This window comes from Fischerella muscicola PCC 7414 (assembly GCF_000317205.1).
In the GTDB taxonomy this organism is placed as follows: domain Bacteria; phylum Cyanobacteriota; class Cyanobacteriia; order Cyanobacteriales; family Nostocaceae; genus Fischerella; species Fischerella muscicola.
On the sequence record NZ_AJLK01000033.1, the window covers coordinates 75,884 to 89,795 of the forward strand.

The 13,912-nt window shown below is 41.0% G+C and carries 12 protein-coding genes and 1 pseudogene; 9 read left to right on the forward strand and 4 right to left on the reverse strand.

The annotated features are described in order from the left end of the window. Positions 1-61 precede the first annotated feature (61 nt). From UYI_RS0104980 to UYI_RS0104990, 3 genes are all read left to right on the forward strand, one after another. A complete protein-coding gene (locus tag UYI_RS0104980) occupies positions 62-1,279 on the forward strand; it encodes a DNA double-strand break repair nuclease NurA (RefSeq protein ID WP_026085746.1) in 1,218 nt (405 codons plus the stop codon). A gap of 239 nt (positions 1,280-1,518) precedes the next feature. After that, positions 1,519-2,313, forward strand: a complete 795-nt coding sequence (locus tag UYI_RS0104985) for an FHA domain-containing protein (protein ID WP_016865575.1) — start codon at positions 1,519-1,521, stop codon at positions 2,311-2,313. A 9-nt stretch (positions 2,314-2,322) separates the two neighbouring features. Next, positions 2,323-3,204 carry an alpha/beta fold hydrolase gene (locus tag UYI_RS0104990; protein ID WP_016865576.1) on the forward strand — a complete coding sequence of 294 codons (882 nt, stop codon included), beginning with the start codon at positions 2,323-2,325 and terminating at the stop codon, positions 3,202-3,204. A 166-nt stretch (positions 3,205-3,370) separates the two neighbouring features. Here UYI_RS0104990 and UYI_RS0104995 read toward each other — a convergent pair whose 3' ends face one another. Next, positions 3,371-4,978 (reverse strand): energy transducer TonB, encoded by a 1,608-nt coding sequence (locus tag UYI_RS0104995; protein WP_016865577.1) that lies wholly within the window; start codon positions 4,976-4,978, stop codon positions 3,371-3,373. Positions 4,979-5,270: 292 nt separating this feature from the next. On the opposite strand from UYI_RS0104995, the gene UYI_RS0105000 reads away from it, so the two are divergent. Next, the gene (locus tag UYI_RS0105000) at positions 5,271-5,930 is read left to right on the forward strand and encodes a MotA/TolQ/ExbB proton channel family protein (RefSeq protein ID WP_016865578.1); all 660 of its coding nucleotides are present in this window, start codon (positions 5,271-5,273) and stop codon (positions 5,928-5,930) included. Beyond that, positions 5,914-6,321 (forward strand): ExbD/TolR family protein, encoded by a 408-nt coding sequence (locus tag UYI_RS0105005; RefSeq protein ID WP_016865579.1) that lies wholly within the window; start codon positions 5,914-5,916, stop codon positions 6,319-6,321. Before UYI_RS0105000 ends, UYI_RS0105005 begins: the two co-directional genes overlap by 17 nt. A gap of 207 nt (positions 6,322-6,528) precedes the next feature. Here UYI_RS0105005 and UYI_RS31975 read toward each other — a convergent pair. After that, positions 6,529-7,284: pseudogene (locus UYI_RS31975) on the reverse strand (FAD-dependent oxidoreductase); the annotation flags it as partial. A gap of 13 nt (positions 7,285-7,297) precedes the next feature. Then, complete coding sequence (locus tag UYI_RS0105015; RefSeq protein WP_016865581.1) at positions 7,298-7,708, reverse strand: DUF1499 domain-containing protein; 411 nt, start codon at positions 7,706-7,708, stop codon at positions 7,298-7,300. Positions 7,709-9,222: 1,514 nt separating this feature from the next. On the opposite strand from UYI_RS0105015, the gene UYI_RS0105020 reads away from it, so the two are divergent. Further along, positions 9,223-10,350, forward strand: a complete 1,128-nt coding sequence (locus UYI_RS0105020; protein WP_016865582.1) for a glycosyltransferase family 4 protein — start codon at positions 9,223-9,225, stop codon at positions 10,348-10,350. A gap of 127 nt (positions 10,351-10,477) precedes the next feature. On the opposite strand, the gene UYI_RS0105025 is transcribed toward UYI_RS0105020, so the two are convergent. Further along, positions 10,478-10,990, reverse strand: coding sequence for a hypothetical protein (locus UYI_RS0105025; RefSeq protein ID WP_016865583.1), 513 nt, complete (start codon positions 10,988-10,990; stop codon positions 10,478-10,480). A gap of 413 nt (positions 10,991-11,403) precedes the next feature. Between UYI_RS0105025 and UYI_RS0105030 the strand changes: the two genes are divergently transcribed. The 3 genes from UYI_RS0105030 (at position 11,404) to UYI_RS0105040 (ending at position 13,425) form a co-directional block, all read left to right on the forward strand. Continuing rightward, on the forward strand, positions 11,404-12,006 hold the full coding sequence (locus UYI_RS0105030; protein WP_016865584.1) for a TIGR04376 family protein: 603 nt from the start codon (positions 11,404-11,406) through the stop codon (positions 12,004-12,006). Between the two features lie 99 nt (positions 12,007-12,105). After that, positions 12,106-12,846, forward strand: coding sequence for a prolipoprotein diacylglyceryl transferase (locus tag UYI_RS0105035; protein ID WP_016865585.1), 741 nt, complete (start codon positions 12,106-12,108; stop codon positions 12,844-12,846). A gap of 3 nt (positions 12,847-12,849) precedes the next feature. Beyond that, complete coding sequence (locus UYI_RS0105040; RefSeq protein WP_016865586.1) at positions 12,850-13,425, forward strand: ABC transporter permease; 576 nt, start codon at positions 12,850-12,852, stop codon at positions 13,423-13,425. Positions 13,426-13,912 lie beyond the last annotated feature (487 nt).

Here is a 13,912-nt window from a genome sequence, read left to right on the forward strand (position 1 = left end):
CATACTCCCCACACTCCCCACCTCCCCATCTATCATGTAATTTAAAATCCCCAAATTTCCTATGCTTGACCTGACCAAACTAACACGACAAATGCAAGGTTTGAGTCAGCATCTTACACAAGAAGCTGCTGCTAGTCGCCAACGTTTAGAATTAGCTCAACAACATTTTCTTAACGCCTGCGATCGCCAAGAAGAATTTGTACAGAAGCAGGAAAAATGGCGCGATCGCATTCTGTTTGCTAGTGCGACTCCTGTTGAACCACTCAACACTTGTATTGAAATTCCCGTTCCGCCTAAAGTTCATACTGTTATTGCTACTGATGGTTCCCAAATAGCCCCTAACCATCATGAAATAGCCTACTGCTATCTACTCAATATTGGCAGAGTTGTTTTACATTATGGTCAAAATAAACACCCGCTTCTAGATAGTTTACCGGAGATATTTTATCGTCCAGAGGATTTATACATTTCCCGTCAGTGGGGAATTAGAACCGAAGAATGGATGAGTTATTGCCGTACCGCCAGCGAAGCCACAGTCTTAGCAGAATTAGCGTGTAGTGTTGTCTCAAAAGATAAAGAAATATCTTCTCCCCCTACTCCCCCCACTTCCAAAATCCCCACCCTCGCAATGGTCGATGGTTCGTTAATATACTGGTTTTTAGAACAATTACCCTTTGATGCACGCGATCGCATCTTACCCCCGATCCTGCAAGCTTGGCGGCAAATGCGGGATGCCCAAATTCCCCTGATGGGTTATCTCAGCGCATCTCGTAACATCGAAGCCATGAACTTTTTGCGTCTTTTGGCTTGTCCCCATCCTGTGCCTGATTGTATGAGTTTTTGCCCCAATCAACTGGAAAAAGTCCCTTGTAAGGTGTTTGAACCGCTACGCGATACAACGCTTTGGACAACGCAACTCAAACCAGGACAACGTGGCCCCCTGTGGCGTAGTAATGCCCGTATTCTAGACTTATACGAAGACTTACAGATTTACTTTTGTTATGTCCACGTAGGAGCCGAAATTGCCCGGATAGAAATACCTGCGTGGGTAGCAGAAAATACATCTTTGTTTGATGAATCACTAGGATTGATGTTGGCACAAGTGCAAAAAGGATATGGCTACCCCGTAGCCATAGCTGAAGCACACAATCAAGCAGTAGTACGTGGTGGGGATAAAGCGCGTTTCTTTGCTCTTTTAGAACGACAAATGATCAAAGCTGGTTTGAGAAACGTGGGAACGTCTTATAAAGAAGCAAGAAAGCGGGGAAGTATTGCATAGTAGAGTTTTAGGACTTACGCACACTCTACTAATCCTTGGCGTCTTGGCAGTTAAATAGTTAAAATTTTTGTTTTAAACCGCACAGAACGCAACAGAACGCAAAGTAAGAGAGGAAAGAGGTTGATATCATGTCCGGTGAAACATTTATCATATTTGTGAAGGACTGTAGGTAATGGGAAAAACCAATTACCAATTACCAATTACCAATTACCAATTACCAGTCTACGATGGTATGAGCCATGCAAAATCTAGGTACACCACAACTAACAGGACTGAACTTAGAACTATTTCATGTTCAAAGTAGTACATCATTTGCAATACCAACACATTCAGATGTAATTCGTATCGGTAAACCGAACGAAAAAATTAATCCGGATATAGATGTTTCTGCTTTACCAGACGCTGATATCGTTTCTCGCCTGCACGCAGAAATTCAAATAGAAGGTAATAACTACTATATTGAGGATTTAGGAAGCTCTAACGGCACATATCTTAATAATACAAAGCTAGAGCCAGGAACTCGCTATGCTCTGAATTTAGGAGATAAAATTAACCTCGCTCAAGAAGAAAAAGTAACTTTTATATTTCAAAATAGACAACAAAATCAAACAAATAATATTTATATTTCCAATCCAACTGTATTTCAGCCCCAGAATACTAATATCAATCAAAAACATAAGGTTGATCGAACTAGCAAGCTGTTAGGTTCAGCCTTAATGATCGCCGGAATTATCATTTTTGCTTCTAGTACTCAAATTGGAATTTTTGTCCGACTTCCGGGTGTGTTACTTTGCGTTGTTGGAGTTGCCATACTGATTTGGGGGCGGATTAATCCAATTTTTGGATTGCTTTTGATCTTGGGTGGAATTGGAGTCATTGTTTTCACTGGTGGCGTGTTTGCTTCAGTAAATTTCTTGGCTTTTCTCATATCATCTGCCTTGTTAGCAGTGGGATATTTACTTTTTAGTACTGGAAAAGTTGGGAAGTACGATTTACAAACTATCAAAGAGTTGCTCAAGCAAAAACGTAAATGAAGAAACAGCATGAATGAGCTTGTGACACCACCAGAGAGACAGGCAAGGATGCAATTGCATGATGGTCGTATGCTCACATGGTACGAATGGGGGCCTGTTGAGGGCTTTCCAGTTTTGTTTTGTACTGGGGCTGGAATGAGTGGATGGCTTGGTTTTGGCGCGAGTGATCTCCCTAGTCTCGGCTTGAAACTTATTGCTATTGACCGGCCTGGCTTGGGTTTGTCCGATGTTCACCCTAACAAGACTTTGTCCTCTTGGGTGGATGACATGCGGGAGTTGATTCAGGTCAATGATCTCCATAATGTTCTTGCCGTTGGTTTCTCTCAAGGCGCACCGTTTGCATTTGCTCTCGCGGGACAGAATTTGGTGAAGGCTATAGCAATTGTGTCGGGACAGGATGAATTTACCCATCCGCGTGTGAGACCGCTTTTGCATCCAGATGTAGAGGGCATGGTTGCTGCTGTCCAAAAAGATGCTGTAGGCTTTGAGAAGTACTTTTCGCAGATGGCAACGCCGGACGGATTATGGCAGTTAATTATTGGGATGAGTGCCCAGTGCGATCGCGTGTTGTATGAGAATGAAACATTCAGCCAAGCATATCAACGGGCCTTGCAGGAGGGTTTCTCCCAGGGTACACAAGGATACGCACGAGACCTCGTCAATACGTTCAGTTCATGGTCTGTGAAGTTGGAGGAAATTACCGTTCCTGTGGATCTCTGGTATGGCGGTTTGGATACGAGTCCAGTTCACTCCCCAGATTTTGGCACGACCTTGGCTTTACGCCTAGCGATCGCTTCCCATACCATCGACCCACAACAAGGCGGATCAATTCTCTGGACGAGGTCTTGGGATATTCTCGCAAAGCTAAAATCTCATGTGTCTACCACATAATAATTGGCATTGGGCATTAGGCATGTGAAAATCATCAGTATCTTAATTACCCTTACGGGTTCGCGATTACGCTCATGGGGGACTCGGGGCCCCTTTGGGGTTGCGGGAGGAACCCCCTGCGTAAGAGTCGCTGGCTCACCAATTACCCATTACCCGTTACCTATATCTATTGCTGACTACTAGAAGCTGGAGGAGGTGCAGGAACTGGTGCAGGGGCCGATTGCTGTTTGAAACGACGCAGTGATTGTCTCAACTGAGTCTGACCATTTGATGAGGCTGGTGTGGGGTTTTGCTGTCTGCGCCGTCGACGAGGAGATTGGGTTGCTGGAGTTGGATTATTAGGTGTGACTTGTTGTCGTCGTTGTCTGGGTGTTGGGGTAGTTTGGTTTGTGGTAGGTGAAGGAGTTTGCACACGCTGACGCCGTAGACGACGAACAGGTGTTGTCGGTTGAGAAGTAGTTTGTTGTGAAGGGGATGTGTTCTGTCGCTGTCTAACTCGGGTTTCTGGCGGAACATCGACGATAGTTCCAGGGGTTAACCGCCGTCTACGTCTTGTGGTTGGTTGTGCGACGTTGGCAGAGTTGACAGAAGAATCAGAAGTTGCTTGTTGGTTTCTTTGTTGTTCTTCTCTTTGTCTTTGACGTTTTTTGACATCCCGGTAACGACGCGAACCTCTTATGGCATATTCTGTGGCGATTACTTCTCCTTGTCTACCACGTTGTGAGGGTTTTAATTTCCAATTCCGAGCCTGGTTGAGGTGTTCTTCATCTAGTTTACGATTACCACTGGATTTGACGATTCGCACATTCGTAACATTACCTTGAGAGTCAGTATCAACCGCTACTTCTACTCTACCTTCTATACCTCTACGTCTGGCATCCTCAGAATATTTAACATCACACTTACGACAAGCTGCACGACCATCCCCTGAACCTGTTTGCAACTTAGGAGGGGTTGGTGCTGTAGCTATGGTTTGGCGTTGTCTTCGCCCAGTTCCGTTGCCGGAACCAGTGCCAGAACCGTTACCAGAACCTGTTCCACTTCCTGTACCACTACCGCTACCACTGCCAGAACCAGAACCTGTTCCACTTCCTGTGCCACTGCCAGAACCTGTTCCAGTTCCAGTTCCACTACCGCCAGTAACTATTGTACCTGTACCATTGCCTGTAGTAGTAGCAACGGTGGAACCCCCGCCGCCTCCACCACCGCCACCTCCACCATTTGAATCTCTAGCTTCGTTTAAAAGCTGTCTCAATTTTTCACTGCTTTGGTTTACATTATTCTGCACTGATGCAGGTGCAGGAGAGGTATTTTTTGCAATGGTAGGATTCGGGCGCGGATTTGGTGTAGTTGCTGGTTGCTGCACAACTTGCTTTGGCGGTTCTTTGACAGGTTCAGGTTTGAAACTCTGCACCGGAGCAGTTGGTTGCGGTATTGGTTGTTTCTCAACAGGTTTTGGTACGGGCAGAACTTCGGTATTATTGCTATTGGTAGTTGCTTTGGCGCTGAGAATCTTATTATCTATAAGTTCTGGTTTTGGAGTCTCTTTTTTGGTTTCTTCTGGTGCTTCTGGCGTTTCCAGCGTCGTAGGTTCAACAATTGTGAATTCTATTGGTTCTTCTTCAGAAGGCACTCTACTTAAAAGATTGCCGATGCCGGAAGCTAATACCCCAATATGCAGCGCTAGTGAGCCAATTAGGCTAAAAGCCACAAAAGACTTGAGAGCTTTGGCTTCTTTTTCTCGCTGCTGCACTGCGATGCTGGAAAAGCTCATAATATTGCAACTCATTATTACCTAATCAGTCAGATTAGAATGCCTAGAAGCAAAAGTCAAGCAATAAAAGTATAAAAAAATTAGTTAAGTTCTATAGAGTATTGCAATTCGGAAATGCTTAATTTGTTAATTGTTTGGCTCTCAAAGAGCTTTGAGATTTATAGTAAATTTTATGTGACAAAAGTTAATTTAACTTGACATAAAGTTTTCACTTATTTGTCTTGCTATTGATAAGATATATCATTTACTGCTAGTCTAACTGTTAAATTGTTCATCTTTAAAGAAGCATTACATGCTAACTAATCTCAATGAGTTGTTCAGAGCAGGTGGCGTGGTCATGTGGCCCCTGCTGGCATTTAGTGTGGTGGCGATCGCATTGATTATTGAACGGGTGCGTTTCTGGTATCGCATCAACACCCGTCAACATAAAGTAGTGCGAGAGGTATTAAATCTCTACCGCCTAGATAACGTTGTCGGTGCAATGGATAAATTGCAAAAAAACGCCGACTTGCCCATCTCACGCATTTTTCTCTCAGCATTACAACTAGAAGAACCGACACCAGAAGAGTTTCGCCTAGCTTTAGAAAGTGAAGCCCAGGCAGAAATTCCTGTACTCAAGCGTTTCCAAAACTTGTTTGAGACAATCATCGGTCTTGCACCACTTTTAGGTTTGTTGGGGACTGTATTAGGATTAATTGTCTCGTTTGCATCCCTAGATGTTGGTGATGTAGGAGGGGAAAAAACCGCAGGTGTCACCGCAGGTATCAGTGAAGCACTTGTGTCTACAGCATCCGGCTTGGTCGTAGCTATCTTTACATTGCTCTTTGCCAATACCTTCCGGGGACTGTACCAACGCCAAATAGCTTCGATTCAAGAATACGGAGGACAGTTAGAATTACTCTACCGTCGTCGTTATGAACGAGGAGACAGAGCTTATGCGTCTACTAGATGAGCCAGATTTACCACCGCAAATTAACATCGTACCAATGATAGATGTGATTTTTGCGATTTTGACATTTTTCATTATGTCAACGTTGTTTTTAACTCGTTCAGAAGGCTTGCCGGTTAGTTTACCCAAAGCAGCAACAGCCAAACAGCAGCAAGTTCCGACTAAAATTACTGTGACTGTAGCTCAAGATGGACAAGTCAGTGTTAACCGCAAACCAACTACTGTTGATGCATTAGAAGGGCAAGTGCGAGCTTTAGTAGGTGAGAATTCAGAAGTCTTGGTAATTATTAATGCTGATGAAAAAGTTAGTCACGGTCAAGTTGTGACGGTGATGGATAAGGTGCGACAAGTTCAGGGCGCAAAACTGGCTATTGCTACTCAGAAACCACAGTAGTGGTTTGGAAGGAAGAAAAGGGGGACGACTTGGAGAACAAGAGAGAAAGGGTACGCTTTAGACGTATTGTGATAAATCTCAAAAAATGAATGACACATTCGGTAGTCCTCAAGAATGGCTGACTGTATTTGTCTATGTGGGATTTACAGTCTTTATTATTTGGTGTGTATTGGTTAGTCAGAACAAATGAATGCGATCGCACTCTAGCTAACGTTGCCATGATAACCAACTAGAGGTGATTTTCTTGACTAAAGGAGTTAAACGGGTGCGATTGTAAGCGTCGGCTGCTTTACGGATTGCTTCTGCTTGCGTAGGATAGGGATGAATTGTTTTGGCGATCGCTTTCATCCCTAAGTTATTAGTCATTGCCAAAGTAATCTCGTTAATTATCTCTCCAGCATGACGTGCCACAATGGTTGCACCTAAAATCTTGTCAGTGCCTTTTTTAACATGAACTTTGACAAATCCTTCAGCTTCACCGTCGATAATTGCCCGATCTACTTCGTTTAAGGGAATATAATAAGTATCAATTTCTATACCTTGGCCTTGTTCAAGATACATCCCGACATGGGCAACTTCAGGATCAGTATAGGTACACCAAGGCATTGTCAACGAACTCAGTTTTTTCCGCCCTAATCCCAAAACTGAAAACAGGGCATTTTGAACGACAATACGCGCTGCTGCATCAGCAGCGTGGGTGAATTTCCACTCCATGCAAACATCTCCCACTGCATGGATACGGGGATTAGTTGTTTGCAGGTAATCGTTGACAATCACTCCCTTTTGTTTGTCGTATTTCACACCTACAGATTCCAAGTTTAGATTTTCTACGTTAGGCGATCGCCCCACCCCTACGAGAATTTCATCTACATATAGCTGGTTTTGTTTTCCGTTGGCTTCGTAGTAAATTACCTTGTTTACATCCTGGCGTTCAACCTGGTGAATGTTTGCCTCCAAAATTATGCTTGTCCTCTAGCTAACGACGGTTTTGCTGTATCTCGTTTAACTTGGTTCTAATTGTCTCTACGCGGTTACGATTCACACCTAAGTCGCTTTGACCTAACCGGGAAGCTGAACGAACATGGATAATATTGTCATTGCGGTCTAGGTAAAATTCAACGTCATCGACAAATCCCATCAAGGCACTTTTGAACTCAGCATACAAATAATCTTCAGTTTCGCTGATGATTGTTGTTCTTGGTAGGGACTGAATGATACTTTTGATGTCTGCCAGTGCTTGTTCTGGGCTGGAAGTGTAGGTTAAAGGTGCTATTTTGTGAACTGCGTCTGTACTTTGGCTAGCAACACAGTTTGGGCTATTTGGACAAGGTGCTAATTTGCGATCGCTAACGCCTAAGTTTGATGGTCGTTTACCTGCAAAAATCATGGTTATCTCCAATAATGTCAGTTACGTCTAAATATGAGTTGAAAGAGCAACATAAGGTTTTTTGGCAATTGTCCAGTTTGATTGAAGTTAACGAACACTGTCTTGAAAAGCTTTGAAGTTCCCTCCGGGACGCTGCTTTGTAGGCGCACCCATCGACTTCAAGGTAAGAGTACGGAGGAAACCTCCACACCCTGACGGGAAGCCACTTCGTGTCTACAAACTTTTCGCAGATGAACCCAGATGGACACAGATAGATTATCAGTGTTCATCCGTGTATCCTTTGGGAAGCCTCCTTTGGGAGCGTGTACGACTTCAAAAACAGGATTTACACTATACTTTTAATTCACATATGCGTAAGTTATAAAAATTTATTAGTTATGTATTTTACTCTTAACTGCGCCCTTTTCCTGGATGACACTGTTGTAATTACAATTTAGGGTGGGCAGCAATGCTGTCCACCCTAAAAGTTAATAACTAATTGAATCGGTTTACATGGCGAGATTCACCATCGCCCAGTAAACAACAAGCAGGGAAAAAACACCAATCCACAAAATTGCTCTGTTTTGAAATAGATTTGTTAGACGGTTCATAAGTTGTGATATTGAGAATCGATTTTTAATGTGTGAGTAGGAATAGATTAATCAAGAAAAAGATATGGAGTAGACCTCAACATATTTTGGTCAAAGGTGAAAGAAGAAAGTACTCTCCTAAATTTCCCTTCCCCTTACCTATTCCTCCTGATCTCCACTCCCAAAGGGAGTAGGGACTCTGAGTTTCCCTTAACCAAACATGTATAAGGTATACTAGACCCATTTGTGAGTCTTGTGTTTGGATTTAACCAAAAACTATTCCTATTGATGGTTTATTGTGAAGTTTTAACTACTAGCGCCAACAAGCGCATCCATTAAGCCTTTATCATTGGCTTTTATCTACTTGTAAGACGCTAGTTCTACCAAATCCAAATTGCATTTACTCACTTTTTTTAAGTCTGCGTAGATAGGTTTCATGAGAATCTACATCAGACAAAAAATCATGAGTTTTTTATTCAGAATGATGCGTTGAAGCTTTAAGCTCCCAACTTCAACAATTCTGAATCCAAATGAGTTTTAAATTTGGATTTGATATTGATTATATTCTAACTATATCAAAAGAATTTTGCAGGACTGGCATAAAGAAAAATTATGAATACTTACACTTCTTTTTTATCAGTAGTTTCAAACAGTAAATAACTAGATACTATTAGCTGGTTTTACTCTCCATGTCTTCTCTCTTAGGAGAGAAGACAAGAAAAATGATTAATCGCGAAAGCCGGTTGTAATCTCTTTTTCATACCTGAAAGCAAGCATATCCCCACCTTAGGTAGACAAAAATCACCTGCATAGAAATATAAAGTTTTTATTGTTCCCTGGCTCGACAAGTGTTTCAACTAAGCTCTTACATTAAATAAGTTGCTTGAAAACACATTTTAGAAAAACGTAGCCACTTTTTAATTCTAATTTTTTTAGGAGTCTTTTATGCGAATTGCTCAGGTTGCCCCACTCTGGGAAAGAGTTCCACCTCCAGGTTATGGTGGTACTGAATTAGTGGTGGGATTGTTAACCGATGAGTTAGTCCGGCGTGGACATGAAGTCACGCTATTTGCATCGGGAGATTCTCTCACTTTGGCAAAGTTAGTATCAGTTCATCCTCGTGCTTTACGGCTTGATCCAAGTATAAAAGAGTATGGCGTCTATGAGATGTTGGAATTGAGTCGGGTGTACGAAGCCGCAAATGAGTTTGATATTATTCATTCTCATATGGGTTGTAATGCTTTACCCTATGTTAATTTAGTTAACACACCTACTGTACATACTTTGCACGGTATTTTTACACCCGACAACGAAAAATTGTTTGTAAATGCTAAAAATCAACCCTATGTGAGTATTTCTAATTCCCAGCGTGAACCAAGATTAGAGTTAAATTATGTAGCAACAGTTTATAACGGTATAGATGTCAGTAGTCATCAGTTCCACCCCCAGCCAGAAGAACCCCCTTACTTGGCATTTTTAGGTAGGATATCACCAGAAAAAGGAACGCACATCGCAATACAAATTGCTAAACAAGCTGGTTGGCGTTTAAAAATGGCAGGCAAAATAGATGTAGTTGATAGAGAATATTTTGAAAAGGAAGTTAAACCTCTCATTGATGGGAAGCAAATAGAGTATTTAGGTGAAGCAAATCATGTTCAGAAAAATGCTCTGATGGGTGGTGCAGTGGCAACTTTATTTACCATTACTTGGCGGGAACCATTTGGGCTAGTAATGGTAGAATCAATGGCAGCCGGAACACCTGTTATTGCTATGAATATGGGGTCAGTTCCAGAAGTAATTGCTCACGGTAAAACAGGTTTTATCTGTAACAATATTGCAGAATGCGTTGATGCTGTTAGCAAAGTGGAAAAACTTGATCGCTATGCATGTCGTGATCATGTCGAGAATAATTTCAGTGTGCGAAAAATGGTAGATGGCTATGAAGCTGTTTATCAAGAAATTGTGGAAAAACGGCTTGCTCAAAGTGGCAAACTTATGCACTTAGATGAATTCAAAAATAAACCGCAATTAAGTGCATTAAGTCGTGTTGCTCAGTTGCGTTCAAATATGTAAAGAAGTGGGGAAAGGTTAAAGGGAAAACTTGATGGTTGGGAGATGGGGAGATGGGAAGAAAAATTTCTTTGTTGTCCTCCTTGTCTGGTTTGTCCTCCTTGTCCTCCAAGTCGTTCCCCTTTCCCTTTTATGCACTTGTTGGCTCGATGTAGCCTTGTAAGTTCTCTGGTTCAAACTGGCGTAAAATACGAGTTGCTTGACGAGTTAATTCTTCAGTACCTTTGACTACAATTAGGTACTTTCCTTCATTTAAACGATTGCGGTAAGGTAAAGCATCTCCACTACCCACAGTTAAACCGACTCCGCCACCAACTAAATATGCACCCAAAGCACCAGCAGCAGTTCCTAAAAGTCCACCAATAATATGATTGCCAAAACTGCCAATAGGAAATATCTCAATGCCTGTCAAAGCATTAAAAGCATAACCCGCTACAAAACCAAAGGGAATTAACCAAAGCGCCAGGCGATTTGCTCCTTTTTTAGCTTGCACATTTGGGTTGATTAACCCATATTCATCAGCTGTTTTGTAGCCTTGACCTAAAATATCAATTTGATTTACAGGTAAACCTTCTTTTTCAAGAGCAGAGTAAGCTTCCTCCGCCTGCATTCTATCTGATAACACTGCAATAAGATAATTCATATTTTCTCCAACGTGAAAGCTACTAATGTGAGTAACAATGAAGTCTTTAAACGCTTATCTTCCACTAAATTAAAAAATTAATATACAAACTTTGTCTCTTGAAAGAGAGACTTTGCAAATTACTCATATAGTAGTTGGCTTTTAACCACTAACTACTGGCTAATAAAAGTTATCACTAAAAATTTTTTGTGTAAACTAACTTTCTTTCTAACTATCTATACAAACTAAGCAAGATAGCTAGAAAAAACTTCAACCTTGAGAGGGAAGATTGAATATTGAAACTAAGTCTAAAGACTAAAAACTAAAGATATCTTGAGATTGAAAAGCTATAAAAAGATGATTTTATCTGCATAGTTACCTTTTTTATTTCTCAGTAGCTTTTTGCTGCTGATAATAATGGCTACAATAAAATGATGTACCTCACCTCTGGAGTTCTAGCTGTGGGCTTATTTGATGATTTGAGTCGGTTTTTGGAAAATCGTTTAGAGGAATTCTTGCGAAGTAATCCGCATCTGGAATTAGAAGCGTTGTTAGAGCAGCTGCGGGAGCAGGAAGAAGATACTTTAAAATTGATTGCAGATTTACAATTACAAGAGAAGCGATCGCAAGAAGAAATTCTGTCCACAGCTCAAGAAATCCAAAGGTGGCATATCCGTGTCCAAAAAGCAAAAAATGCCGGGAGAGAGGATTTAGCAGTCAAAGCGCAAGAAAGAGAAGCAGCACTCTTGCGGCAAGGCAATCAGCAGTGGGGACAGATGCAAGGATTGAAAGAACGCATTACCCAAGCACAGGATTTACTCAAGAAAGTTCAACAACGGCGACAGGAAGTGCAAACAAAAGCTGCGGAAGCACAGACAGCACGTGCCAAAGCACAAGCACAGCAGCGTATCGAAACCGCTGGTTGGTCGAATCAAAGCCGTAGTTACTCCAGTGGGAATGATCCTCTAGAAGAAACATTCCGTCGTTGGGAAACTGAGGCTGAGTTGGAAGATATGAAGCGGAAGATGGGAAGATAAATAATGGTTAGTAGTTAGTGGGTACAGACGCGAGGAACATCGCGTCTGTACATTGGTAGTTGGTGGTTAAACTAACAACTAATAGCTATCAACTAACATATGAATTTTCCCGTTTATTTTTACTTGGGTTCACTGCGGATTCACCCACATATTTTATTTGAATCCATAGCTTATACTGTGGCGTTAAGTTTAGTCTTGCGTAATGCCCGCAAGGATATTATTACACCACCACAACGCACTTGTATTATTGTGGGTGGGATGCTGGGTGCTATTGTCGGTGTAAAGGCGTTAGTTTTACTGCAACATATTAATTTATTAGGGCAAAATTCCCAGCTATTTTTATTACTATTACTGCAAGGTAAAACAGTTGTTGGAGCGATATTAGGTGCGGTGATTGGAGTAGAAATTACCAAAAAAATTATTGGTGTCACGCGCTCCACTGGTGATGTATTTGTCTATCCATTAATTATCGGAACAGCAATTGGTAGGATTGGTTGCTTTTTAACTGGGTTGAGCGATCGCACTTACGGAATTGCTACAAAATTACCTTGGGGTGTAGATTTTGGTGATGGTATTCCTCGTCATCCTACTCAACTCTATGAAATTATATTTTTAATCATCTTATTAATATTTATACGCCTTCGCAGTCGCTATCAATACCAAGAAGGTGATTTATTTAAATTTTATTTAGTTTGTTATTTAAGTTTTAGATTTTTGATAGATTTTATAAAGCCCGACTTTCATATTTTCTGGGGAATGAGTGCAATTCAAATTGCTTGTTTGTGTGCCATCATTTATTACAGTCGCTCCATTCCTCAGATGTTCCAATTGAAATCGTGAGGCATGGAGCATAGTATATTGTTAGACTTTTTATCTAGCCTACAATTATTATTTGTAGGTTTTATTCCTGCTGCTGTTGCGGGGATTTTACTGGGAAGTGCAATTGGTATAAATCCCTTACTTTATCAACTATGTAAGCGATTGCTACAAATTCCCTACAGCATTCCTCCTATAGCATTTGTACCACTCGCTTTTATCTTTTTTAAAGAAGTAGAAGTAGCAGCAAGTATCGTTGTTTTTTTTAGCGCTATCTGGGCGGTGATGATTAACACAGCTACAGGTATGCGAAAAAGTCGTCTCCAAGACAATAATTTTCGTGTGGCAATTAGTTATATATTTGATGCTTTAAGAACAGGTCTGTGGATAGCTTGGTTTACAGTGATTGCAATTGAAATGTTGACAATCGGAAGAGGCTTAGGGTTTTTGATTTGGAATGGTTACAGAGGAGGTAACTATAATAAGATTATCGAGGGTCTAATTTATATTGGTACTATCGGTTTTCTCTTAGATCAACTATTAGATATTACAGGCAATATTTTGACAAAAATTATCTCAGAAGGGCAAAAATCTGATGATTAACGTGAATATAATTATGTCGTGGTTGTGAGTAAATATTCAGTAGGCTGTATTACGGCTACGTAAAAATTTGAGCGTTTGAGAGAATAGAAATTAGCCGTAACGCACCACCAAATCTCGTGCGTTACGCGCTGCTTTAACGCACCCCACAATTTAAAGTTTACTTCAGTATAATAATTCCAAAAATTTAACGATCTACATATACTATTATCAATTGGGTGTGTTTTTAGGTGAGCATTTTTAGTACAATTTTTTATTATTTCGTAGTGAATTATCTATAGAAATACTCTGCGTCCCTTTGCGCTGACTCCGCGTTCCTTTGCGTTTAAATAAACTAAGATTTTATGCAAAGCTGTACTTAGTATTATCAGCAATTAATAATTAGGAAATAGGTAAACCGCATTGTTCTTACCTATTTCCCATGACTTTGATATTCAATCAAAGATGATGTTATATCAAGTTCGGTTAATCACTTAGAATAAAAAACCTC